Origin of the sequence: Pseudomonas sp. CFBP13509, from assembly GCF_005233485.1 — a bacterium.
Taxonomy (GTDB): Bacteria; Pseudomonadota; Gammaproteobacteria; order Pseudomonadales; family Pseudomonadaceae; genus Aquipseudomonas; species Aquipseudomonas marginalis.
Window position 1 is genome coordinate 312,226 of the sequence record NZ_QGAA01000003.1, and the last position, 24,771, is coordinate 336,996.

Sequence of the window (24,771 nt, forward strand, 5' to 3'; positions counted from 1 at the left end):
AAGGCGCGTCCTTTCGCGGGTACCTGGAGACCCGGGCGGGCCTCCAGGGTGGAGCGGGTTACTCCACCGTCACCGACTTCGCCAGGTTACGCGGCTGGTCAACGTCGGTGCCTTTGAGCACGGCGACGTAGTACGACAGCAGTTGCAGCGGGATGGTGTAGAGGATCGGCGACAGGGTGTCGTGGATGTGCGGCATGTTGATGACGTGGGTGCCTTCGCCGTTGGTCATGCCGGCTTTTTCGTCGGCGAACACGATCAGTTGGCCGCCACGGGCGCGGACTTCCTGCAGGTTGGACTTGAGCTTCTCCAGCAGTTCGTTGTTCGGCGCTACGGTGACCACCGGCATGTCGTCGTCCACCAGGGCCAACGGGCCGTGTTTGAGCTCACCGGCCGGGTAGGCTTCGGCGTGGATGTACGAAATTTCCTTGAGCTTCAGCGAGCCTTCCATCGCCACCGGGTACTGCGCGCCACGGCCGAGGAACAGAGTGTGGTTCTTGTCGGCGAACAGCTCGGCGACTTTTTCCACGGTGCTGTCCATGGCCAAGGCTTCGCCCAGGCGGGTCGGCAGGCGGCGCAGTTCTTCCACCAGGGTGGCTTCGACGCCAGCAGCCAAGGTGCCGCGAACCTGGCCCAGGGACAGGGTCAGCAGCAACAGGCCAACCAACTGGGTGGTGAACGCTTTGGTGGAGGCCACGCCGATTTCGCGACCGGCCTGGGTCAGCAGGGTCAGGTCGGACTCACGCACCAGGGAGCTGATGCTGACGTTGCAGATCGCCAGGCTGGCGAGGAAACCCAGTTCCTTGGCATTGCGCAGCGCGGCCAGGGTGTCGGCGGTTTCGCCGGACTGGGAGATGGTCACGAACAGGGTATCGGGCTGCACCACCACCTTGCGGTAGCGGAACTCACTGGCGACTTCGACCTGGCACGGGATGCCGGCCAGTTCTTCCAGCCAGTAACGGGCAACCATACCGGCGTGGTAGCTGGTGCCACAGGCCACGATCTGCACATTGCGCACTTTGGCGAACAGCTCGGCGGCCTGGGGGCCGAAGGCGTTGACCAGCACTTGCTTGTCGCCAAGGCGGCCTTCCAGGGTGCGTTGCACCACGGATGGCTGTTCGTGGATTTCCTTGAGCATGAAGTGGCGGAACTCGCCTTTGTCGGCGGCCTCGGCACCGTCGCGATATTGCACGGCTTCGCGTTCGACGGAATTACCGTTCACGTCCCAGATCGCCACGCTTTCACGGCGAATGTCAGCAATATCGCCCTCCTCCAGGTACATGAAGCGGTCGGTCACCTGGCGCAGGGCCAGTTGGTCGGAGGCGAGGAAGTTCTCTCCCAGGCCCAGGCCGATCACCAGCGGGCTGCCACTGCGGGCGGCAACCACGCGGTCCGGTTGGCTGGCGCTGACCACGGCCAGACCGTAGGCGCCGTGCAGTTCCTTGACCGTGGCCTTGAGGGCGGTGGTCAGGTCGCTGTGGTCCTTGAGCTTGTGGTTGAGCAGGTGGGCGATGACTTCGGTGTCGGTGTCCGAGGTGAACACGTAGCCCATGCTCTTGAGTTGTTCGCGCAGCACTTCGTGGTTTTCGATGATGCCGTTGTGCACCACCGCCAAGTCACCGGAGAAGTGCGGGTGGGCATTGCGCTCGCACGGTGCGCCGTGGGTAGCCCAGCGGGTGTGGGCAATCCCCAGGCGACCTACCAGCGGCTCGCCGGCCAACGCCTGCTCCAACTCGCTGACCTTGCCTGGGCGGCGCATGCGCTCAAGCTTGCCCGCGTTGGTGAAGACGGCCACGCCCGCGCTGTCGTAGCCGCGGTATTCCAGGCGCTTGAGGCCTTCAAGCAGGATGGCCGTTACGTTACGTTCGGCGACTGCGCCAACAATTCCACACATGGTGCTTCTCCTAGATGATTGCCGCGCATATCAGCGTAATGCCGCGGGCTTGGATCTGGTCGCGGGCCTCAAGCGGCAGGCGATCATCGGTAATAAGGGTATGGACGCTGCTCCAGGGCAGTTCCAGGTTGGGAATCTTGCGGCCGATCTTGTCGGATTCGACCATCACCACCACTTCACGGGCGACCTCGGCCATCACACGGCTCAGGCCCAGTAATTCGTTGAAGGTGGTGGTGCCACGCTGCAGATCGATACCGTCGGCGCCGATGAACAGTTGATCAAAGTCGTAGGAACGCAACACCTGCTCGGCGACCTGGCCCTGGAACGAGTCCGAATGCGGGTCCCAGGTGCCGCCGGTCATCAACAGCACCGGTTCGTGTTCCAGTTCGCTCAAGGCGCTGGCCACGTGCAGGGAGTTGGTCATGACCACCAGGCCGGGCTGGTGGCCCAGTTCCGGGATCATGGCGGCGGTGGTGCTGCCGCTGTCGATGATGATGCGGGCGTGTTCACGCAAACGCATCACCGCAGCACGGGCGATCGCACGTTTGTAGGCCGAGACCGGTTGGGCGGGGTCGCCGACCAGTTCCTGAGGCATGGTGATCGCGCCACCATAACGACGCAGCAACAGGCCGTTACTTTCGAGCGCGGCCAAGTCCTTGCGGATAGTGACTTCCGAGGTTTCGAAACGCTTGGCCAGTTCGTCCACGCTGACTTCGCCCTGTTCGTTGAGCAAGGTCAGGATGTTGTGGCGTCGTTGGGGTGTATTTCGTTTCGACATGGCGATGATAAGTTTCGTTTCGAAAGATAACGAAGGCAATCAAAACCTATTGAGAAGATATCGTCAAGCGTCGGAAACAGATTTTTCAAGCAACGCACGACAAATGTGGGAAGGGGCTTGCCCCCGATTGCAGGAGATCAGTCGACTAAAACATTGACTGAAAATCCGCCATCGGGGGCAAGCCCCTCCCACATTTGGATAGCGCTGCTGATGAGGCTGTGGATAACTCAGGTCTTTTTGATTTTGACCGGGCGTTTCCAGCCATCGATGTTACGTTGGCGTGCACGGGCCACGGCCAGTTGGGACTTATCCACATCCTGGTTGATGGTTGAGCCCGCGGCAGTGTTCGAACCATCGCCGATCGTTACAGGTGCAATCAGCGAATTATTCGAGCCGATGAATACGTCCTCGCCAATGGTGGTCTGGTACTTGTTGGCACCGTCGTAGTTGCAGGTGATCGCGCCAGCGCCGATGTTGCTGCGCGCACCGATCACCGCATCCCCCAGGTAAGCCAGGTGACCGGCCTTTGCGTCGTCGCCCATTTGCGCGTTTTTCAGTTCGACGAAATTGCCGACGTGCGCCCTGGCGCCCATCACAGTGCCCGGACGCAACCGCGCAAACGGACCGGCATCGCTGCCCTCGCCCATTACGGCGCCGTCGATATGGCTGTTGGCCTTGATCACCACGCCCTTGCGCAGGGTGCTGTCCTTGATCACGCAGTTCGGGCCAATGACCACGTCGTCTTCGATGATCACGCGGCCTTCAAGGATCACGTTGATGTCGATCAGCACATCGCGGCCCACGGTGACCTCACCGCGGACGTCAAAACGCGCAGGGTCGCGCAGGGTCACGCCCTGGGCCATCAGGCGGCGGCCTTCACGCAGTTGGTAGTGACGCTCGAGCTCTGCAAGCTGCTTGCGATCATTGGCGCCCTGCACTTCCATGGGGTCGTGGGGCTGTTCGGTGGCGACCAGCAGGCCATCACTCACGGCCATCTCGATCACGTCGGTGAGGTAGTACTCGCCCTGGGCGTTGTTGTTGGACAGGCGGCTCATCCAGTCGGCGAGCTTATTGGCAGGCACCGCAAGGATGCCGGTGTTGCCTTCGGTGATAGCCCGCTGGGCTTCACTGGCGTCCTTGTGCTCGACGATCGCCGCGACCTTGCCGTCGGCACCGCGCACGATGCGCCCGTAACCGGTGGGGTCATCCAGCTCAACGGTGAGCAGGCCCATCTGGCCGGGCGCCACATGCTTGAGCAGGCGTTGCAGGGTTTCCACTTCGATCAGCGGCACGTCACCGTAGAGGATCAGCACGGTGTCAGCGGTAATGAACGGCACAGCTTGCGCGGTGGCGTGGCCGGTGCCCAGTTGTTTGTCCTGTAATACGAAATTCAGGTCATCCGCCGCCAGGCGCTCGCGCACCACATCAGCACCGTGGCCGATCACCACGTGGATACGTTGTGGGTCCAATTGACGAGCGCTGTGGATAACATGCCCAAGCATGGAATTGCCCGCGACCGGGTGCAGCACCTTGGGCAAGGCCGAACGCATGCGGGTGCCCTGGCCTGCGGCGAGAATGACGATTTCAAGAGACATGAATGGCTACCAATCCTGGGCGGTCCGGCTTCAGACCAAAGATGTGTTTTGCTAAAAAAGAAAAAGGGTAGCCGAGGCTACCCTTTTTAATCAATCGCGCATAAGCGTCACGGCTTCGCCGCTTACTTCTTGCGGATCTGCTGGAGCGTGCGCAGCTGAGCTGCAGCCTCGGCCAGACGTACAGCAGCAGCGCTGTAGTCGAAGTCCGCACCCTTTTCGTTCAGGGCCTTCTCGGCAGCCTTGACGGCTTCCTGAGCGGAGGCTTCATCCAGGTCGCCAGCACGTTGCACGGTGTCGGCAAGTACCTTGACCATGTTCGGCTGAACCTCAAGGAAACCACCGGAGATGTAAAACACCTCCTTTTCCCCGCCTTGCTTGGTCAGAGTGATCGGACCTGGCTTCAAGCTGGTGATCAATGGCGCGTGGCCCATGGCAATACCCAGGTCACCGAGTTCGCCGTGTGCAATCACCATTTCTACCAGACCGGAGAAGATTTCCCCTTCCGCGCTGACGATATCGCAATGGACTGTCATAGCCATCTGATTGCCTCAACCTGATGAGCGCCCGTTTCCGGGCGCCTGGATTACAGTTTCTTGGCTTTCTCGATCGCTTCTTCGATGCCGCCGACCATGTAGAACGCTTGTTCTGGCAGGTGGTCGTAGTCACCGTTGAGGATGCCTTTGAAGCCAGCAATGGTGTCTTTCAGGGAAACGTATTTACCCGAAGCACCGGTGAAGACTTCAGCCACGAAGAACGGCTGCGACAAGAAGCGCTGGATCTTACGAGCACGGTTTACCAACTGCTTGTCGGCTTCCGACAGCTCGTCCATACCCAGGATCGCAATGATGTCCTTCAGTTCTTTGTAACGCTGCAGCACGTACTGAACGCCGCGAGCGGTGTCGTAGTGCTCCTGGCCGATCACGTTCGGGTCCAGCTGGCGCGAAGTCGAGTCGAGTGGATCGACCGCTGGGTAGATACCCAGGGAAGCGATGTCACGGGACAGAACGACGGTGGCGTCCAAGTGGGCGAAGGTGGTCGCAGGCGATGGGTCGGTCAAGTCATCCGCAGGTACGTATACCGCTTGGATCGAAGTGATCGAACCTTCCTTGGTCGAAGTGATACGTTCCTGCAGAACGCCCATCTCTTCAGCCAGGGTCGGCTGGTAACCTACTGCGGAAGGCATACGGCCCAGCAGTGCGGATACTTCAGTACCGGCCAGGGTGTAACGGTAGATGTTGTCGACGAACAGCAGAACGTCGTTACCTTCGTCACGGAACTTCTCGGCCATGGTCAGGCCAGTCAGTGCTACGCGCAGACGGTTTCCCGGCGGCTCGTTCATCTGACCGTAAACCAGTGCCACTTTGTCCAGAACGTTGGAGTCCTTCATCTCGTGGTAGAAGTCGTTACCCTCACGAGTACGCTCACCCACACCGGCGAACACGGAATAACCGCTGTGCTCGATGGCGATGTTACGGATCAGTTCCATCATGTTTACGGTCTTGCCTACACCGGCACCACCGAACAGACCGACTTTACCGCCCTTGGCGAACGGGCAAACCAGGTCGATAACCTTGATGCCGGTTTCCAGCAGGTCGTTGCCGCCAGCTTGTTCCGCGAACGAAGGTGCTGGACGGTGAATGCCCCAGCGCTCTTCGGTGTCGATCGGGCCAGCTTCGTCAATCGGGTTGCCCAGTACGTCCATGATCCGGCCCAGGGTCGCTTTACCGACCGGTACGGAGATGGCAGCGCCGGAGTCGATAACGTCCAGACCGCGCTTCAAGCCTTCGGTGGAACCCATCGCAATGGTACGAACTACGCCGTCGCCCAGCTGCTGCTGAACTTCCAGAGTAGTTTCCGCGCCTTGTACTTTCAGCGCGTTGTAGATGCTCGGTACGCTGTCGCGTGGAAATTCCACGTCGATAACGGCGCCGATGATTTGAACGATACGTCCGCTACTCATAGCTGGATCCTCTGAATATTTGAACCGTTAAACCGCGGCAGCGCCGCCGACGATTTCCGAGATCTCTTGGGTGATCGCAGCCTGACGCGCCTTGTTGTAGATCAGCTGCAAATCGCTGATCAGATCACCGGCGTTATCGGTAGCGTTTTTCATCGCGATCATCCGCGCCGCTTGTTCAGCTGCGTTGTTCTCGACCACCGCCTGGTACACCTGCGACTCCACGTAGCGCACCATCAAGCCGTCAAGCAGCTCTTTGGCGTCTGGTTCGTAGAGGTAGTCCCAGTGGTGCTTGAGTTCCTGATCCGGAGTCGCCACCAGTGGAATCAATTGCTCCACGGTTGGCTGCTGGGTCATGGTGTTGATGAACTTGTTGGATACCACGGAGAGGCGGTCAATCCGGCCTTCCAGGTACGCATCCAGCATCACCTTCACACTGCCGATCAAATCATTGATCGACGGCTCTTCACCCAGGTGGCTGATAGCTGCAACGACGTTACCGCCGAAGTTGCGGAAAAAGGCCGCACCCTTGCTACCAACAACACACAGATCGATCTCGACGCCGTTTTCGCGGTTTACCGCCATGTCCTTGACCAGGGCCTTGAACAGGTTGGTATTCAAACCACCGCACAAACCACGGTCACTGCTCACTACCACATAACCCACACGCTTGACGGCGCGTTCGATCATGAAAGGGTGGCGGTATTCCGGGTTGGCGTTGGCCAGATGCCCAATTACCTGGCGGATACGCTCCGCATAAGGACGGCTAGCAGCCATGCGCATTTGTGCCTTGCGCATTTTGCTGACCGCCACTTTTTCCATGGCGCTGGTAATTTTTTGCGTGCTTTTGATGCTCGCAATCTTACTGCGAATCTCTTTTGCGCCTGCCATGTAACACCTATCAGGTTAGCAAGCGGGAGCCTTGCGGCTCCCGCTGCGGCTTACCAGGTTTGGGTGGCCTTGAACTTCTCGATACCGGCTTTCATGCCAGCGTCGATATCGTCATTGAAGTCACCCTTCACGTTGATCTTCGCCATCAATTCGGCGTGATCGCGGTTGAAGTAAGCAATCAGCGCTTGTTCAAAGCTGCCGACCTTGGCGATTTCAACGTCGGTCAGGAACCCACGCTCAGCGGCATACAGCGACAACGCCATGTCAGCGATCGACATTGGGGCGTATTGCTTCTGCTTCATCAGCTCGGTAACGCGCTGACCATGCTCAAGTTGCTTACGGGTCGCTTCGTCCAGGTCAGAAGCGAACTGGGCGAATGCGGCCAGTTCACGGTACTGAGCCAGAGCGGTACGGATACCACCGGAGAGCTTCTTGATGATCTTGGTCTGAGCGGCACCACCCACACGGGATACCGAAACACCGGCGTTCACTGCAGGGCGGATGCCCGAGTTGAACATGGCCGATTCCAGGAAGATCTGACCGTCGGTGATGGAAATCACGTTGGTCGGAACGAACGCGGAAACGTCGCCAGCCTGGGTTTCGATGATCGGCAGTGCGGTCAGGGAACCGGTTTTGCCGGTCACTGCGCCGTTGGTGAACTTCTCTACGTACTCTTCCGAAACGCGGGATGCGCGCTCCAGCAGACGGGAGTGGAGATAGAACACGTCGCCTGGGTAGGCTTCACGGCCTGGTGGACGACGCAGCAGCAGGGAAATCTGGCGGTAAGCCACTGCTTGCTTGGACAGATCGTCATAAACGATCAGCGCGTCTTCACCGCGGTCGCGGAAGAATTCACCCATGGTGCAACCGGAGTACGGTGCCAGGAATTGCAGCGCAGGAGATTCCGAAGCACTGGCAGCCACGATGATCGTGTTGGCCAGGGCGCCGTTTTCTTCCAGCTTGCGAACGACGTTGGCGATGGTCGATTGCTTCTGACCGATCGCTACGTAGACGCAGAAAATGCCGCTGTTCTTCTGGTTGATGATCGCGTCGATCGCCAGAGCGGTTTTACCGATCTGACGGTCACCGATGATCAGCTCACGCTGGCCACGGCCGACTGGGATCATGGCATCGACAGCCTTGTAGCCAGTCTGTACAGGCTGGTCTACCGACTTACGCCAGATCACGCCTGGAGCAACTTTCTCGACCGCGTCGGTCTCGGTGTTGCCCAGTGGACCTTTACCGTCAACAGGGTTACCCAGTGCGTCGACTACGCGACCCAGCAATTCCTTACCAACCGGAACCTCCAGGATGCGGCCAGTGCACTTGGCGCTCATGCCTTCAGCCAGACTGGTGTACGCGCCCAATACAACGGCACCTACGGAGTCTTGCTCCAGGTTGAGGGCCATACCGTAGACGCCGCCCGGAAACTCGATCATCTCGCCGTACATAACGTCGGCCAGACCGTGAATCCGCACGATGCCGTCAGATACGCTGACGACAGTGCCTTCGTTACGGGCTTGGGAGGTCACATCGAGCTTGTCGATGCGGCCCTTGATAATTTCACTTATTTCGGAAGGATTGAGTTGCTGCATTGCTCTGCTGCCCCTTCAAACTCAAGATTTCAATGCTTCGGCAAGATTCGCGAGTTTGCCGCGAATCGAGCCATCGATAACCAGGTCGCCGGCGCGAATGACAACACCCCCAATAAGGGATGGGTCTTCCGCAACTTGCAGGCGCACTTCCCGGTCGAGTCGTGCACTGAGAACCTTGGCGAGTTTGTCTTGCTGTTCTTGGTTCAATGCAAAAGCACTGGTCACTTCAACGTCTATCGATTTCTCTTGCTCGGCCTTGTACAGGTCGAACAGAGCGGCAATCTCCGGCAAAAGCAGGAGACGGTCGTTTTCGGCGATGACATTGATGAAGTTCTGCACTTTCACATCAAACTTGTCGCCGCACACTTCAATAAAAGTGGCGGCCTTGTCTGCGCTCGTCAGTCGCGGGGCCTTGAGCACGCGCTGCATGGTGCCGTCTTGCGACACTGCTGCAGCCAGGCCGAGCATGGCTGACCAAGAGGCCAGCTGCTGGTGGGCCTGGGCGTGCTCGAAGGCTGCCTTAGCGTAAGGTCGGGCCAACGTGGTCAATTCTGCCATGATCGCCCTCGCTTAAATTTCAGCAGCCAGTTTGTTAACCAGCTCCGCGTGCGCGTTTTGATCGATTGTGGCACCCAGGATCTTCTCAGCACCGCCGACGGCCAGAGCACCCAGTTGGGCACGCAGCGCATCTTTGACACCGTTCAGTTCCTGCTCGATCTCGGCTTGAGCCTGAACCTTCACACGGTCAGCGTCGATACGGGCTTTTTCAACAGCCTCTTCAACAATCTGGTTACCGCGTTTCTTGGCTTGCTCAATGATTTCGGCTGCTTGAGCTTTCGCTTCGCGCAGTTGCTGACCCGCTTTATCTTGGGCCAACTCCAGGTCGCGAGCTGCTCGTGCGGCAGCGTCCAGTCCATCCGCGATCTTCTTTTGACGTTCGTGCAAAGCCGCGATGACCGGAGGCCATACGAACTTCATGCAGAAAACGACAAAAATCAAGAACGCTAAGGACTGACCAATAATGGTTGCATTAATGTTCACGCCAATACCTCGCTCATTCGTTGCACAACACACCAATCACTCGAAAAACGAGTGATTAACCGGCGAGTTGACCAACGAAGGGGTTCGCGAAGGTGAAGAACAGAGCGATACCAACGCCGATCATGGTCACGGCGTCGAGCAGGCCGGCAACGATGAACATTTTAACTTGCAGCATTGGAACCATTTCTGGCTGACGCGCTGCGCCTTCCAGGAACTTGCCGCCCAGCAGGCCGAAACCAATGGCAGTACCCAGGGCGCCCAGGCCGATCAACAGTGCAACAGCGATAGCGGTTAGACCAACTACAGTTTCCATCTTTCCTCCCGACTTTTACGTCGTATGGTTTAGGTTTTTTAGATTTTAAAGCGGTAAAACAAATCGTTTCATAGCCCTGGTGGGCCACCTTCCCGTTTCACCGGGAAGGACATCAGACTAGTCGAGACTGGCCTTAATGGTTCTCTTCGTGCGCCATCGACAGGTAGACGATGGTCAGCATCATGAAGATGAAGGCCTGCAGGGTGATGATCAGGATGTGGAACACAGCCCACGCCCACTGCAGAACAATGCCCAGGCCGCTAAGCCAGAGCAGGCCGCTGCCGAACATCACAGCGATCAGAATGAACACCAGCTCGCCGGCATACATGTTGCCGAACAGTCGCAGGGCCAGGGAGATCGGCTTGGCGATCAGGGTGACGAATTCCAGCAGGAAGTTCACCGGGATCAGCAGGGCTTGAACGAAGATGTTCTTGCTGCCGAACGGGTGCAGGGTCAGTTCGCCGATGAAGCCGCCGATGCCCTTGATCTTGATGCTGTAGAAAATGATCAACGCAAATACCGACAGGGCCATGCCCAGGGTAGCGTTCGGGTCAGTGGTCGATACGGCACGGAATGGAATGTGCGGGTCGCCGGAAATCGCCATGGCCAACTGAGGGATCCAGTCAACCGGGATCAGGTCGACGGCGTTCATCAGGAACACCCAGACGAAGATGGTCAGTGCCAACGGTGCAATCACCGGGCTACGGCCATGGAAGCTGTCTTTCACGCTGCCATCGACGAATTCGACCAGTACTTCAACGAAGTTCTGCAAAGCACCTGGCTGACCGGAAGTCGCCTTCTTTGCCGCCATGCGGAAAATCAGGACGAAGATCAGACCCAAAGCGACCGACCAGCCCAGAGTATCCAGGTGGAAAGCCCAGAAGCCCATTTCTTTGGCTTCTGCTGCGGAGTGGGCAAAGCCCCAGCCGCCGTTGGGAAGCTGACCGAAGGTCAGGTTCTGCAAGTGGTGCTGGATATAGCCCGAAGCGGTTGTTTCTGCCATGGTTGCCTCAAACGCCCTAAGGTTTCGAAAGTCTTGTTTTCATCAGCAGGGGAGCGAACCAGCTGACCAGTTGGGTCAACACGAAGACGCCGAATACAGCCAGCGGCGCCAATGGCTTCACACCTGCAAAGGTCAGTGCAAACAGCACTGCCGTCAAAATCAGTTTCCCCGCCTCGCCGGCATAAAAAGACCGGACGATAGCCTGGGCTGCTCGGGCGCCGGAAAACCGAAAGGCCCTGTGAGCAAAATACATATTGGGCAGCAAGGCTATCAGGCCTCCGCAAAGTCCTGAATATCCGGCTACGACTCCATGCCAGTACCAAAGCGCCAATGCGGCGATCAGCAAGATGACAAATTGAGCCAATAAAACCGGAAAAACAGCCAAGCGATGGAAGGGCAACGTGTTTGGCGTGCGGGTTTCCATCACTCTTGCTCCTCAATAGTCGGCTGCCGGAAATCAATAACTTGGCATAATTTGTGCCGACAAAATGCGCGCAGAGTATAGGGGCGGTTCTGCCCCTATTCAACTGCCGGGTAGTGATTTCCGATCACGCGCTACATAAGCAAATGTTTCAGCGGATGTGGGCAAGGACGCCCTGAAGCTCATCAAGGGAGTTATATCCGATGACCAATTGCCCTTTGCCTTTCTTGCCGTGGCGAATTTGTACCGCAGAGCCCAGGCGCTCGGCCAGGCGCTGCTCGAGACGCGCGATATCCGGATCAGGTTTGGCCGTTTCGACCGGTGCAGGTTTGCCGCTGAGCCACTGGCGAACCAGGGCCTCGGTCTGACGAACGGTGAGCCCTCGTGCGACAACGTGTCGCGCCCCTTCAACCTGTTGATTTTCCGGCAAACCGAGCAAAGCACGGGCGTGGCCCATCTCGAGGTCGCCATGGGACAACATGGTCTTGATGACTTCCGGCAGCGCGATCAGGCGCAGCAAGTTGGACACGGTGACACGGGATTTACCCACGGCCTCGGCGACCTGTTGCTGGGTCAGCTGGAATTCCTGCTGCAAACGCTGCAAGGCGATCGCTTCCTCGATCGGATTGAGGTCTTCACGCTGGATATTCTCGATCAACGCCATGGCGATGGCGGTTTCATCCGTTACATCGCGCACCATTGCCGGGATGGTGTCCTTGCCTGCCTGCTGGCTGGCGCGCCAGCGGCGTTCACCGGCAATGATTTCAAAGCGGCCGCCGCCGATCGGGCGCACCACAATCGGCTGCATCACGCCCTGGGCCTTGATCGAATTGGCCAGTTCCTCCAGCGCCTGGGGGTCCATGTCCCGGCGTGGCTGGTATTTGCCGCGCTGGATCAGGTCCAGGGGCAGGTGCTGCAGCTCGCGTTCGTCAGCCTGCACCGCTTGTTCTTCAAGCGATGTGACGGTCGGACCACTCAGCAGTGCATCCAGTCCACGTCCGAGACCTCGTTTCTTGACGGCCATGGGGATTCCTTAAGTTGGCTGGGCTGCAGCGGTGCGTGAGTTGCGGCGTTGACGACGAACCATCTCGCCGGCCAATGCCAGGTAGGCAATGGCACCACGGGATGATTTGTCGTACGCCAGCGCGGGCATGCCATAGCTTGGCGCTTCGGCCAGGCGGATGTTGCGTGGAATCACGGTGTCGTACAGCTGGTCGCCAAAGTGTTCCTTGAGCTGCGCCGACACATCGTTCATCAGGCTCAGGCGCGGATCGAACATGGTCCGCAGCAGGCCTTCGATCTGCAGGTTCGGGTTGAGCAGCTCGGCGATACGCTTGATGTTATCCACAAGGTCGCTCAACCCTTCCAGCGCGTAGTACTCGCACTGCATGGGGATAATCACCCCATCGGCAGCCACCAATGCGTTAAGCGTGAGCATCGACAGCGACGGTGGGCAGTCGATCAAAATGTAGTCGTAATTCTCGCGGATCGGTGCCAACGCGCTGCGCAGACGGCTTTCCTTCATCTGCATTTCCAGCAGCACCACTTCCGCCGCAGTCAAATCGCGGTTGGCCGGCAGCAGTTGATAACCGCCATGCTCGGAGTAGTGCATGGCCTGGGCCAGGTCGCACTCGCCAATCAGCAAGTCGTAGACCGAGTTTTCCAAGCCGTGTTTATCCACACCGCTACCCATGGTGGCGTTGCCCTGTGGATCGAGATCGATCAACAGCACCCGGCGCTTGGTGGCGACCAGGGATGCTGCGAGGTTGATGCAGGTGGTGGTTTTGCCCACGCCACCTTTCTGGTTCGCTATCGCGAATACCTTAGCCATTCTTGCTTGTGTTCCCAATCATGCCGTGCGGCGCAGTATCAGCAGATGGCGTTGGCCTTGGCAACCGGGTACGGCCAAGGCATGTTCGCTATCGAGGTGGAAGTCTGCCGGCAATGCTAACAGCTCATCGCTTGGATGGACGCCCTTCATTGCCAGCCAGCGGGTGTCGCGGTCGCCCAGGTGACGGGTCCAGTTGCTGAAGTTCTCCATGCTGCTGAACGCCCGGGAAACAATTCCGTTGAACGGCAGTTCAGGCGTGAAGGCTTCGACGCGACTGTGGATAACTTGCAGGTTATCCAGCTTGAGTTCGAGCTTGACCTGGGTCAGGAAGCGGGTTTTCTTGCCGTTGCTGTCCAGGCAGGTCACTTGCGATTCAGGAAACAGGATAGCCAGTGGGATGCCAGGCATACCGCCACCACTGCCGACATCGAGCCAACGACCGTTTTCGATAAACGGCATCACGCTCAGACTGTCGAGCAAGTGACGGGAAACCATTTCGTCGGGATCACGCACAGCCGTCAGGTTGTAAGCCTTGTTCCATTTGATCAACAGGGCCAGGTAACCCAGCAGCAAATCGTGCTGGGCCTCGGTCAAGTCCACGCCCAATTGGCGCGCACCTGTGGATAACTCTTCGGCGTGTTGCGAGGTGACCAACGAACTCAAGCGCTTTGCTCCAACTGACGGCCCGCGCCGCGTTTTTTCAAATGAATCATCAACAGCGAAATAGCTGCAGGGGTGACGCCCGGGATACGTGAAGCCTGGCCGAGGGTCTCGGGGCGAGTTATCCCCAGCTTGCTTTGGATTTCTTTCGACAATCCGGAAATACCGGTGTAGTCGATATCCACAGGCAGCCTGGTGTCTTCACTGGCGCGCAGACGAGCGATCTCGTCCTGCTGGCGGTCAATGTAACCGGCGTACTTGGTCTTGATTTCGACCTGCTCGGCAACCTGTGGATCATCGGCGCCGCCGCCGGTCACTTCGACCAGACCGGCGTAGTCGATTTCCGGACGGGACAGCAGGTTCAGCAGGTTGTATTCATGAGTCAGCGGCGTGCCGAATTTTTCCGCAATCGCGTCGCCCTGCTCGGTCCCGGGGCGAACCCAGGTACTTTTCAGGCGCTGCTCTTCAAGCTCGATGCTTTCGCGTTTTTTGCAGAAGGCCGCCCAGCGCGCATCGTCGACCAGCCCCAGTTCACGGCCTTTTTCGGTCAGGCGCAGGTCGGCGTTGTCTTCCCGCAGGATCAGGCGGTATTCCGCTCGGGAAGTGAACATCCGATACGGTTCCTGGGTTCCCAGGGTAATCAGGTCGTCGACCAACACGCCGATATACGCTTCATCGCGACGCGGGCACCAGCTGTCTTTGCCTTGTGCACGCAATGCGGCGTTGGTCCCGGCCAGCAAACCCTGGGCGCCGGCTTCTTCGTAGCCGGTGGTGCCGTTGATTTGCCCAGCGAAGAACAGACCGCCGATAACCTTGGTTTCCAGGCTGTACTTCAAATCACGCGGGTCGAAGTAGTCGTATTCGATGGCGTAACCCGGACGCACGATGTGTGCGTTCTCCATGCCGCGAATCGATTGCACGATCTGGATTTGCACATCGAACGGCAGGGAAGTGGAAATCCCGTTCGGGTACAGCTCATGGGTAGTCAGGCCTTCGGGCTCGATGAACACCTGATGGCTTTCCTTGTCGGCAAAGCGGTGGATCTTGTCTTCGATCGACGGGCAGTAACGTGGGCCAATACCTTCGATCACCCCTGAGTACATCGGCGAACGGTCGAGGTTCGCTGCAATGATTTCGTGAGTGCGCGCATTGGTATGGGTAATCCAGCAGCTCACCTGTTTGGGGTGTTGCTCCTTGGAACCCATGAACGACATTACCGGAATCGGTGTATCGCCAGCTTGTTCAGTCATCACCGAGAAATCCACGGAACGCCCGTCGATACGCGGTGGGGTCCCGGTTTTCAGGCGACCGACGCGCAGCGGCAATTCGCGCAGGCGTTTTGCCAGGGCAATCGACGGCGGATCACCGGCGCGGCCACCCGAATAGTTCTGCATGCCGATGTGGATAAGTCCGCCGAGGAACGTACCGGTGGTCAACACCACGGATTCTGCGAAGAAACGCAGGCCCATTTGGGTGACAACACCGCGAACCACGTCCTGTTCGACGATCAAGTCATCGGCGGCTTGTTGAAATATCCACAGGTTGGGCTGGTTTTCCAGGGTTTCGCGGACCGCGGCTTTGTACAGGATGCGGTCTGCCTGGGCCCGAGTGGCACGCACGGCCGGGCCTTTGCGGCTGTTGAGCACGCGAAATTGAATACCACCCTTGTCGGTAGCCTCGGCCATCACGCCACCAAGGGCGTCGATTTCCTTGACCAGATGGCTTTTGCCGATCCCACCAATGGCGGGGTTGCAACTCATGGCGCCGAGGGTTTCCACGTTATGCGTCAGCAACAGGGTTTTTACGCCCATGCGTGCTGACGCCAGTGCTGCCTCGGTACCGGCATGACCGCCGCCGATGACGATCACTTCAAAACGGGAAGGGAAATCCACCACGCACCTCGTGCCTGCTTATGTAGGTAATCAGGAATTGTTTGTTGAAAGGGTTTTGGAGCTTTGGCGGCAAGTATAGGGACTTCGCCCTTCCTAAAGAACCCTTTGCACAAAATTTAACCAGCTGTGGATGAATCACAGACAATAGAAATTAAAAGAGAGAAATTTATTAAATCTTTGTTTTTATGTTTATTTCTACTGGGCACCGTTTCTGTGGATAGATCTCTACAGACCTTTATTTACAATGTGTACAGCGATTCAAAAGTCTGTGGTCATGTGCCAATGAGGCCCTTGGATAAGTGCCTTAAGCCTGTGGATTAAACAGGTGGTTATCCACAGATGGGTTTTTACTCAGGTTTCGAGCCCTGTTATCAACTGGGCACACGGGCGGTTATTCACAGGGCTTAATCCACAGAAATCCGTGCAATCGTGTGAATTTCGCCCACGACGAAGCCAACCGAATCTTTCTATTCGGGGGTGAGCACGTCAAAAAGAGATCTATTGTGAGAAAACAGCCAGGCAGTTAATAATAGCGATTATCATTAACTTAGCTTGTCATGCCCTATGTCCCCTTCTTCACACACGGCTGCGGTTCAGAACATCTACGAGCAGCACCACTCCTGGTTGCACGGGTGGCTCAAAGGTAAGTTGCATAACGCCTGCGATGCAGCCGATGTGGCGCACGATACGTTCGTGCGCATTCTGGGTGGGCGGCATGCGGCGCAGATCGTTGAACCGCGTGACTACCTGGCGACCATCGCCAGGGGCCTGGTGATTGACCGTTATCGCCGGCATGCCATCGAACAGGCCTACAAGCAAACCTTGGCCGAACGGCCTGAAGCCACGGCCATCAATGAAGAAGACAAAGCCATCATCATCGAGACGCTGGTGGCTGTGGATAAAGCCCTGTCCGGACTCGGTGAGCGAGCGCGACGGATCTTCCTGTTGTCGCAGATCGAGGGGCTGACTTATCAACAGATCGCCGATCAACTGCAGGTGTCGCTGACCACGGTGAAGAAGCACATGATCCGTGCATTGACTGAATGCTCGCTGATCATGGCCAGCCTGTAATGGCCGCCCCCGATCGCAAGACCTTCGAGGCCGCTGCTCACTGGTATGTACAGTTTCAATCCCAAACGCCTACGGCTGCTGAACGCCTTGCCTGGCAACAATGGCTCAGCGGCGATCCGTCCCATCAGGCGGCGTGGAACCAGATGGAGCAATTGCAGCGCAGTCTCGGCGCCCTGCCCCAGGATTTCACCCGCCGGGCATTGTCGGCCACGCAACAACGTCGTCAGGTATTGAAGTGGATGCTGGTAATGGGCGGTACCGGGTGCCTGGGCTGGAATGTCCAGCAACACACCTCCCTGGGCAATGTATGGGCCGACTACCGGACGTCTGTGGGTGAACGCCGGCGTATCGCATTGGCTGACGGCACGCGGATTGATCTGAATACCAGCACGGCGATTGACGTGATATTCGACGGGCGCCAACGTTTGATCCGGCTGCGTGAAGGTGAAGTACTTATCCACACCGGCAAGTTGGGCGGGCACACGCCCTTTTATGTCGAAACCCGCCAAGGCCGAGTCCAGGCACTGGGTACTCGGTTTACAGTGCGCCAGCTGCCAGATTCCACGCGTGTCGGTGTTCTGAAGGATCGCGTGAGTGTGTCCCCTGGTGACCGGCCCAACCATGCTCGACTGCTCGGTGCCGGTGAAAGCGCTGACTTTGATCGTCAAAACATAGGGCTTGGCCACACGTATAGCGGGTCCCAGGCTGCCTGGGTCGATGGCCAGCTGATCGTATTGGATGCTCGCCTCGGAGATGTGATCGAAGACCTTGCCCGCTACCGTCCCGGCGTCCTGAAATGCGACTTGGCTAGTGCACACCTACGTGTTTCCGGGACTTTCCGCCTGGATTCCACTGATGCGGTACTGGCGAATCTGCAGGCAACCTTGCCCATTCAGGTGAAATACTTCACTCGCTATTGGGTTTCGGTGGAGCGAATCGCCTGATCGCAAAAAATATCCTCACAAGGGGTTATCTTTTTTTTACCTGGCACGGCCCTAAAGGTAATAACGACGCCACCTTCAGGGCTTACCCACCTATGCGCCTTCGCACCAAGCTCCGCCAGCGACTTTCCTACCACGGTATGACGTGCAGCCTACTGCTCGGCACGGCAGCCACAGCCGGTGTTTTGCTATCCAGTGACGCCATGGCCGCCAGCGCGGTGCAGCATTACGTCATTGCGGCTGGTCCCCTGGACAATGCCTTGAGCCAATTTGCCGCCAGGGCGAATGTGATTCTGTCTTTCTCGCCCCAGCAAACCGCGCGCTTGAATACAACCGGGCTGGAAGGTGACTATTCGGTTGAGCAAGGCTTTGCATTGTTGCTGCAGAACTCGGGGTTACAAGCGCTGGTCCAGGCGCCTGGCAGCTATGTCCTGCAGGCCATTCCTACAGGGCAACTCACGCTCGCGCCCACCACGGTCAGCACTTATCAACAGGCTGGGTTCAATCAGGAGATTGCCGGGGATGTGGGCTACAAAGCGCAAAACAGCCGTATCGGTACCAAGACCAGCACACCTCTGTCGGAAACACCGCGTTCGGTATCGGTCGTCACCGGCCAGCGCATCAAGGACCAGAAGTCGCAGACCCTGACTGAAGTATTGGGCTATGTGCCAGGTATTTTCGCGCCACCCTTTGCTGCTGGCGACGGTCTCGCGGGTGACTTGTTCTTCATCCGCGGTTTCAATGCCACGGATTACGGCTACGGCCTGCTGCGAGATGGCCTGCGCGTACAAGGCAATCGGTACGACACCACCAGTGAGCCTTATGGCCTGGAGCGGGTCGAAATCTTCCGTGGGCCCTCTTCCCTGCTATACGGTGAAAACGCGCCTGGCGGCTTAGTGAACCTGGTGAGCAAACATCCGACTGCCACGCCGCAGGGTGAAGTGCAGCTCGGTTATGGCTCGAATAATCGGCGTCAGTTGGGTGTGGATATCTCTGGTCCACTCAACGATAGCGGCAATATCCTTGGCCGGGTGGTGATGCTCGGCCGCAAGTCTGATACGCAGACTGACCATGTTCCTGATGATCGCCTGTACATCGCGCCTTCATTGACCCTGAATTTCGACGACTTCAACACGCTCACTCTGTTGGCCAATTACCAAAAGGACCACACCAATCTCGAACTCGGCCTACCCGCCGCGGGGACCTTGCTTACAAATCCGAACGGAAAGCTGTCCAAGCACACCATGCTCGGCGACCCGGACTGGAATACGTTCGAACGTGAAGCCTGGAGCAGCGGCTACGAATTCAGCCACAGCTTCAATGATGAGTGGCAGTTCCGCCAGAACTCGCGGTACATGCAATCGCGCATCAACCGTCATGAAACCTGGCCGGGCACGTTGAACAATGGCGGTTTCGGCACCCAACTGAACATGACGGCCTACGACCGCTACAACAAATCGATGGTCTACTCCCTGGATAACCAGTTGGAAGGCAAATTCCAGGTCGGGGACCTGGAAAATACGGTGCTGTTCGGCGCCAGTTATGACCGCACCTCGTTCAACCAGGATTGGGACGCAGGCTTCGCCGGCACCATCAATGTGTATAACCCCGTGTACCTGCGTGAGCCGCTTACCCCGATGGCTGTGCAAAACACCTTGCTCGAGCAGCAGATGAAGGGTGTTTATGCACAAATCCAGAGCAAGTATGACCACTGGTTGTTCCTGCTGGGTGGCCGCCAGGACTGGGTCGACAGTGATTTCCGCGACAAGGTCAACAAGGCCAGCAATACCGGCTCCGAAGACCGCAAGTTTACCTACCAGGGCGGGGTGATGTACCAGTTCGACAACGGCCTGACGCCGTACGTCAGCTACTCCACCGCATTTGTGCCTGTACAGCAGATCTCCAACGCCGGTTCACCGTTGAAGCCGATCACCAGCAGTCAGTACGAAGTGGGTGTGAAGTACGAACCGGTCGGCTGGGATACAGCGATGACCCTGTCGGTGTATGACTTGCGCAAGGAAGATGACACCTACCTCGACGCCACCACCAACAGCTACCGCCAGGTGGGCGAAAGCCGGGCCAAAGGGGCCGAGGTCGAGGTGAACAGCAACATCACGCCCAACCTGAATGTGACCGCAGCCTACACCTACACTGACGCTCGTATTACCAAGGACTCGGCTACCTCGCTGGTCGAGGGGCATCAGATGACGGGGGTTCCGCGCAACCAGGCCTCGGTGTGGGGCAAGTACCGCTTCCTCGATGGCCAACTCAAGGGCTTGTCCCTGGGCGGCGGTGTGCGCTATTTCGACAGTACGTTTTCTTACACCCAGCCAAGCCTGTACGGAAAGCTGGATGCTGGGAGCGTCACTCTGGTGGACGCAGCCGTCGGCTATCAGATCGACAAGCACTGGTCAGTGGACGTGAACGCCAAGAACCTGTTCGACAAGGAGTATGTTTCTGGCTGCAACGACGCGGGCCGCTGCTACTGGGGTGACAGTCGTACACTGCTTGGGACTGTTTCGTACAACTGGTGATGGATGATGGCCTGAAGAATCAAAATGCTCTTCAGGCCGCTATCGCTGGCAAGCCTGCTGCTACTTGCCGATACAGAAGCTGGAGAAGATCCGTCCCAACAAATCATCGGAGCTGAATGCGCCGGTGATTTCTCCCAACAGCTGCTGCGCCTGGCGAAGATCCTCAGCCAGCAGCTCCCCCGCCCCCGCCAAGGTCAACTGCGCCCGGCCGTGCTCCAATGCCGCGCTTGCATGGCGCAGCGCCTCCAGGTGCCTGCGGCGCGCACTGAAGCTGCTTTCCGACGTCTGCTCGTAACCCATGCAGGCCTTGAGATGCTCACGCAGCAATTCCAGGCCCTCCCCCGCAGACTTGGCGCTCAGGCTGATAGTGACGTGGCCATCAGCGCTGGTTTCCATCGCAATGGCTTCACCCGTCAGGTCGGCTTTGTTACGAATCAAGGTGACTTTGGCCGGGTCCGGCCGTTGCTCGAGGAATTCCGGCCACAATGCAAAAGGATCCACAGCCTCCGGCGCGGTGGCGTCCACCACCAGCAGTACCCGGTCCGCTTCGCCGATGGCTTTGAGCGCGCGTTCCACGCCGATCTTTTCAACCTGGTCATCGGTATCGCGTAAACCGGCGGTGTCGACGACGTGCAACGGCATGCCATCGATGTGGATATGTTCGCGCAGGATATCCCGGGTGGTGCCGGCGATCTCGGTGACAATGGCTGCTTCACGCCCCGCCAGCGCATTGAGCAGGCTGGATTTGCCGGCATTGGGACGCCCAGCGATCACGACGGTCATCCCGTCTCGCAGCAACGCGCCTTGCCCGGCTTCCCGCAGGACTGTGGATAACTCATCACGGACCTTATCCAGCATCGCCAATACATGGCCATCGGCAAGGAAGTCGATTTCCTCTTCAGGAAAATCAATCGCCGCCTCGACGTAGATGCGCAGGCTGATCAACTGTTCGGTCAAGTTATGCACACGCAGGGAAAAAGCGCCCTGCAGAGAGCGCAGCGCATTGCGTGCAGCTTGCGCAGAACTGGCCTCGATCAAATCGGCAATCGCCTCGGCCTGTGCCAGGTCGAGCTTGTCGTTGAGGAATGCCCGCTCACTGAACTCACCCGGGCGAGCCAGGCGGCAACCCAACTGCAGGCAGCGTTGCAGCAACATATCCAGAACGATCGGGCCGCCGTGCCCCTGCAATTCCAGTACGTCTTCACCGGTGAAGGAGTTGGGTCCCGGGAAATACAGGGCCAGGCCTTCGTCCAATACTTCCTCACCAGAGCCGAGGAAGGGGCCGTAATGGGCATAGCGCGGCTTCAACTCACGCCCGCTGATGGCCTTCGCGGCAATCCCGGCGAGCGGTCCGGAAATACGAACGATACCGACACCGCCGCGACCCTGAGCGGTAGCGACAGCAGCGATGGTTTCACGAGGAGCGCTCATCAGCAGGTTCCAGAATAAAAGTGACGGAAAGCAAAACGCCCCACTAGGGGGCGTCTTGAGTGGTTATCCACAGAGTAAATTACGCCTCGGCTTTTTTGGTAGCCGCTTCGATTTTACGTGTGATGTACCACTGTTGAGAGATCGACAACACGTTGTTGACCACCCAGTACAGAACCAGGCCAGCCGGGAACCACAGGAAGAAGAAGGTGAAGATGATTGGCATCATTTTCATCACCTTGGCCTGCATCGGATCCGGCGGCGTCGGGTTCAGGCGCTGCTGGATAAACATGGTCGCGCCCATGATGATCGGCAGGATAAAGAACGGGTCTTTGATCGACAGGTCAGTTATCCACAGCATGAACGGTGCCTGGCGCATTTCCACGCTTTCCAGGAGTACCCAGTACAGCGACAGGAATACCGGCATCTGTACCAGAATCGGCAAGCATCCACCCAGCGGGTTGATCTTCTCTTTCTTGTACAGCTCCATCATGGCCTGCGACATTTTCTGCCGGTCATCGCCATGTTGTTCTTTCAGCGCGGCCAGTTTAGGCGCCACGGCACGCATACGCGCCATCGACTTGTAGCTGGCGGCCGACAGTGGGAAGAAGATCCCCTTGATCAGCATGGTCAGGAAGATGATCGACCAGCCCCAGTTACCGACGATGCTGTGGATATGTTGCAGCAGCCAGAAGATCGGCTGGGCAATGAACCACAGGATGCCGTAGTCCACAGTCAGTTCCAGACCTGGGGACAACTCTTTCAGCACCGCCTGGCTTTTCGGGCCGGCGTACAGGGTAGCGCTGGTTTCAGCCTTGGCACCTGGAGCCACGGTCAACGCCGGGCCGGTGTAGCCGATGATGTAGTTGCCTTTGCTGTCCTTGCGCGCCAGTACTGCATTGTTCTGGCCGGGCTGAGGAATCCACGCGGTCACAAAGTAGTGTTGCAGCCAGGCTACCCAGCCACCGTTCACGTTATAGGTGATCGGCGCCTTGGTTTTGTCTTCGGCCACTTTATCCATGTCTTTCATGGATACTTTTTTGTACGGCTCCGAACTTGTCCACAGGGCAGCGCCCAGGTAAGTCGCGGTACCCGTCGCAGTGCTGGACGATGGATCGGAACTGGCGTCACGCTTGAGCTGCGCAAACATTGCGCCGGTCCAAGGCTGGGCGCTCTGGTTGTCGATCAAATAGGTGACAACGATGTCGTACAGGCCGCGCTTGAGTGTGAAGCGCTTGATGTAGTTGACGCCGTCCTTGCTGAACTTCAAGTCCACGACCAGTTGGTCTTGGCCATCTGCCAGTTGATAGCTCTTCTTCTCCGCAGAGAAAATCGGACGACCGGTTGCACTCGCATCAGGGCCGTTGGTACCGATCAGGCCACTTTGTGCCTGGTAAACACGTTCGCCACCGTTATCGAACAACTGGAATGGGATTTCCGGGTGATCCTGACGACGCGGATACAGCGGAAGTGTCAGCTTGGCAACATCGCCACCTTGCGGGTCGATAGCCAGGTCCAACACATCCGTCTTGATCTGGATGAGGTCGGTGCTTGCGGCAACTGCAACTTCGGCAGGTGCTTTTGTTTCGCCCGCTGCCCGTGGAATGTCATCACTGGCGGCAGTATTGGTGCCACTTACTGTATCGGGAAGCCCCGCTGGAACAGCATTGGCAGCAACATTCTGAGTCGGCAGGGCAGCCTGGCCATAGTCCTGGTTCCACTTAAGGACCATGACGTAGGACACGATTGCCAGGGCGACGATCAGGATCGTGCGTTTAATATCCATGATTACTCGGCCATCGAAGAAGAACGGGAGGTAGGGATAGGTGGAACCGGGTCATAACCACCGGGATTCCACGGATGACAGCGACCTAAACGACGAAAGGTCAGCCAGCCACCGCGCAGAAGACCATGATTTTCTATGGCCTCTAACGCGTAGCAGGAACAACTGGGGTAGAAACGACAGTGGCTGGCCATCAGAGGACTAATGGCATAGCGATAAAACTGGATCGGAACGAGTGCCAGTTTACGCATCGGTGCTGTCTACCCCTACAGTTTCGGTGCTGACTGCTGGTGCTGGTTTGTTGGTACGCGCCAGACGTTTCCAGAGCTTGCCGAAATGCTGAATCAATTCGGGGTTTTCTACATCCCCCAAGCCTTTGCGCGCGACGATAACAATATCCCAACCAACCAGAGTGTCCTGGTGGAGGCGAAACGATTCGCGCATCAGACGCTTGAGGCGATTGCGCTCAACGGAGAGCTTTACGCTCTTCTTGCCGATCACTAACCCGAGACGGGGGTGATCAAGATCGTTGTTACGCGCAAGGAGCAGGAGATTTTTCCCCGGAACCTTGCCGGTGGGGGAGTCAAAGACTGCCTTGAAGTGCCGGGGGGTTAGCAGACGCTTTTCCCGACTGAAGTCCTGACTCACCACCAGTACCGGATTATCAAACTGCCAGACGCGCACGACCTTTGGCGCGGCGACGCGACAGGACAGCACGGCCGTTCTTGGTAGCCATGCGAGCACGGAAGCCGTGGGTACGGGCGCGTTTGATGGTGCTTGGTTGGAAAGTACGTTTCATGGCGTTGTTACCTGGTTCGTCCACAACGGGCCGGAATGGCCCCCGTTTTAAGAGACCGGCGATTCTAGAGAAAGCAAGCCTCTAGGTCAATTTCCAACCAGCTTTTCCTTCAATTAGATCTTTACGGGCCTCCAGACCTTTTCTTTCCGTTCTGCTTCCATGAGCAATGCCATAGATATAAAAATAAAGAAGGAAGTTATTTAAAGCTTTTCTGTAAAGCTTATAAAAGCTAGGCAGGCCATCCTCTGTGGATAACTGCCTTAAGGCCATATTCCACGTGCTGTACAGAGAATGACAACATGGGGGAGAAGCGGTGCTCTGCCTGTGCTGCGCTGTCGGATAAGCTG

General features: G+C 57.8%; 24 protein-coding genes. 3 read left to right on the plus strand and 21 right to left on the minus strand.

The genetic code is table 11. The features are described 5' to 3' along the window. Window positions 1-58 precede the first annotated feature (58 nt). The 16 genes from glmS to mnmG all read right to left on the minus strand — a co-directional run bounded on the left by glmS (window position 59) and on the right by mnmG (window position 15,868). A complete protein-coding gene (gene glmS, locus PspCFBP13509_RS07260) occupies window positions 59-1,891 on the minus strand; it encodes a glutamine--fructose-6-phosphate transaminase (isomerizing) (protein ID WP_074848068.1) in 1,833 nt (610 codons plus the stop codon). Between the two features lie 10 nt (window positions 1,892-1,901). Next, a complete protein-coding gene (locus PspCFBP13509_RS07265; RefSeq protein ID WP_027608178.1) occupies window positions 1,902-2,669 on the minus strand; it encodes a DeoR/GlpR family DNA-binding transcription regulator in 768 nt (255 codons plus the stop codon). A 227-nt stretch (window positions 2,670-2,896) separates the two neighbouring features. Beyond that, on the minus strand, window positions 2,897-4,264 hold the full coding sequence (gene glmU / locus PspCFBP13509_RS07270; RefSeq protein WP_065926801.1) for a bifunctional UDP-N-acetylglucosamine diphosphorylase/glucosamine-1-phosphate N-acetyltransferase GlmU: 1,368 nt from the start codon (window positions 4,262-4,264) through the stop codon (window positions 2,897-2,899). A 122-nt stretch (window positions 4,265-4,386) separates the two neighbouring features. Next, the gene (locus tag PspCFBP13509_RS07275) at window positions 4,387-4,803 is read right to left on the minus strand and encodes a F0F1 ATP synthase subunit epsilon (RefSeq protein WP_003177061.1); all 417 of its coding nucleotides are present in this window, start codon (window positions 4,801-4,803) and stop codon (window positions 4,387-4,389) included. 44 nt (window positions 4,804-4,847) lie between these two features. Continuing rightward, the gene (gene atpD, locus PspCFBP13509_RS07280) at window positions 4,848-6,224 is read right to left on the minus strand and encodes a F0F1 ATP synthase subunit beta (protein ID WP_003177062.1); all 1,377 of its coding nucleotides are present in this window, start codon (window positions 6,222-6,224) and stop codon (window positions 4,848-4,850) included. Between the two features lie 27 nt (window positions 6,225-6,251). After that, window positions 6,252-7,112 (minus strand): F0F1 ATP synthase subunit gamma, encoded by an 861-nt coding sequence (atpG, locus tag PspCFBP13509_RS07285; RefSeq protein WP_003195829.1) that lies wholly within the window; start codon window positions 7,110-7,112, stop codon window positions 6,252-6,254. Between the two features lie 50 nt (window positions 7,113-7,162). After that, a complete protein-coding gene (atpA, locus tag PspCFBP13509_RS07290; RefSeq protein ID WP_003177064.1) occupies window positions 7,163-8,707 on the minus strand; it encodes a F0F1 ATP synthase subunit alpha in 1,545 nt (514 codons plus the stop codon). A gap of 21 nt (window positions 8,708-8,728) precedes the next feature. Next, window positions 8,729-9,265, minus strand: coding sequence for a F0F1 ATP synthase subunit delta (locus PspCFBP13509_RS07295; RefSeq protein WP_065926802.1), 537 nt, complete (start codon window positions 9,263-9,265; stop codon window positions 8,729-8,731). Between the two features lie 12 nt (window positions 9,266-9,277). After that, window positions 9,278-9,748 (minus strand): F0F1 ATP synthase subunit B, encoded by a 471-nt coding sequence (locus PspCFBP13509_RS07300; protein WP_008439543.1) that lies wholly within the window; start codon window positions 9,746-9,748, stop codon window positions 9,278-9,280. Between the two features lie 55 nt (window positions 9,749-9,803). Then, window positions 9,804-10,061, minus strand: a complete 258-nt coding sequence (gene atpE / locus PspCFBP13509_RS07305; protein ID WP_002555987.1) for a F0F1 ATP synthase subunit C — start codon at window positions 10,059-10,061, stop codon at window positions 9,804-9,806. A gap of 133 nt (window positions 10,062-10,194) precedes the next feature. Continuing rightward, window positions 10,195-11,064, minus strand: coding sequence for a F0F1 ATP synthase subunit A (gene atpB, locus PspCFBP13509_RS07310; protein WP_017736231.1), 870 nt, complete (start codon window positions 11,062-11,064; stop codon window positions 10,195-10,197). Between the two features lie 16 nt (window positions 11,065-11,080). Further along, the gene (locus tag PspCFBP13509_RS07315) at window positions 11,081-11,488 is read right to left on the minus strand and encodes a F0F1 ATP synthase subunit I (RefSeq protein ID WP_010565865.1); all 408 of its coding nucleotides are present in this window, start codon (window positions 11,486-11,488) and stop codon (window positions 11,081-11,083) included. A 148-nt stretch (window positions 11,489-11,636) separates the two neighbouring features. Next, the gene (locus tag PspCFBP13509_RS07320) at window positions 11,637-12,509 is read right to left on the minus strand and encodes a ParB/RepB/Spo0J family partition protein (RefSeq protein ID WP_027608174.1); all 873 of its coding nucleotides are present in this window, start codon (window positions 12,507-12,509) and stop codon (window positions 11,637-11,639) included. A 9-nt stretch (window positions 12,510-12,518) separates the two neighbouring features. Continuing rightward, on the minus strand, window positions 12,519-13,316 hold the full coding sequence (locus PspCFBP13509_RS07325) for a ParA family protein (protein WP_016978715.1): 798 nt from the start codon (window positions 13,314-13,316) through the stop codon (window positions 12,519-12,521). A gap of 18 nt (window positions 13,317-13,334) precedes the next feature. After that, entirely contained in the window at window positions 13,335-13,979 is a 645-nt protein-coding gene (rsmG, locus tag PspCFBP13509_RS07330; protein WP_065926803.1) for a 16S rRNA (guanine(527)-N(7))-methyltransferase RsmG, read from the minus strand. After that, entirely contained in the window at window positions 13,976-15,868 is a 1,893-nt protein-coding gene (gene mnmG / locus PspCFBP13509_RS07335) for a tRNA uridine-5-carboxymethylaminomethyl(34) synthesis enzyme MnmG (RefSeq protein ID WP_027608172.1), read from the minus strand. Before mnmG ends, rsmG begins: the two co-directional genes overlap by 4 nt. 564 nt (window positions 15,869-16,432) lie before the next feature. Here mnmG and PspCFBP13509_RS07340 point away from each other — a divergent pair. From PspCFBP13509_RS07340 to PspCFBP13509_RS07350, 3 genes are all read left to right on the plus strand, one after another. Beyond that, the gene (locus PspCFBP13509_RS07340; protein ID WP_137211748.1) at window positions 16,433-16,939 is read left to right on the plus strand and encodes a sigma-70 family RNA polymerase sigma factor; all 507 of its coding nucleotides are present in this window, start codon (window positions 16,433-16,435) and stop codon (window positions 16,937-16,939) included. Next, entirely contained in the window at window positions 16,939-17,883 is a 945-nt protein-coding gene (locus PspCFBP13509_RS07345) for a FecR domain-containing protein (protein WP_137211749.1), read from the plus strand. Before PspCFBP13509_RS07340 ends, PspCFBP13509_RS07345 begins: the two co-directional genes overlap by 1 nt. A 92-nt stretch (window positions 17,884-17,975) precedes the next feature. Beyond that, on the plus strand, window positions 17,976-20,414 hold the full coding sequence (locus PspCFBP13509_RS07350) for a TonB-dependent siderophore receptor (protein WP_137211750.1): 2,439 nt from the start codon (window positions 17,976-17,978) through the stop codon (window positions 20,412-20,414). Window positions 20,415-20,474: 60 nt separating this feature from the next. On the opposite strand, the gene mnmE is transcribed toward PspCFBP13509_RS07350, so the two are convergent. The 5 genes from mnmE to rpmH form a co-directional block, all read right to left on the minus strand. Continuing rightward, window positions 20,475-21,845 (minus strand): tRNA uridine-5-carboxymethylaminomethyl(34) synthesis GTPase MnmE, encoded by a 1,371-nt coding sequence (gene mnmE / locus PspCFBP13509_RS07355; RefSeq protein WP_137211751.1) that lies wholly within the window; start codon window positions 21,843-21,845, stop codon window positions 20,475-20,477. A 79-nt stretch (window positions 21,846-21,924) separates the two neighbouring features. Next, window positions 21,925-23,628: a membrane protein insertase YidC gene (yidC, locus tag PspCFBP13509_RS07360; protein WP_065926808.1), complete on the minus strand. Its 1,704-nt coding sequence runs from the start codon at window positions 23,626-23,628 to the stop codon at window positions 21,925-21,927. A gap of 2 nt (window positions 23,629-23,630) precedes the next feature. Then, on the minus strand, window positions 23,631-23,876 hold the full coding sequence (gene yidD / locus PspCFBP13509_RS07365) for a membrane protein insertion efficiency factor YidD (RefSeq protein WP_010207715.1): 246 nt from the start codon (window positions 23,874-23,876) through the stop codon (window positions 23,631-23,633). Then, window positions 23,869-24,273 (minus strand): ribonuclease P protein component, encoded by a 405-nt coding sequence (rnpA, locus tag PspCFBP13509_RS07370; RefSeq protein WP_053128141.1) that lies wholly within the window; start codon window positions 24,271-24,273, stop codon window positions 23,869-23,871. Before rnpA ends, yidD begins: the two co-directional genes overlap by 8 nt. Window positions 24,274-24,289: 16 nt before the next feature. Further along, window positions 24,290-24,424 (minus strand): 50S ribosomal protein L34, encoded by a 135-nt coding sequence (gene rpmH, locus PspCFBP13509_RS07375; RefSeq protein WP_003213577.1) that lies wholly within the window; start codon window positions 24,422-24,424, stop codon window positions 24,290-24,292. Window positions 24,425-24,771: the final 347 nt, after the last annotated feature.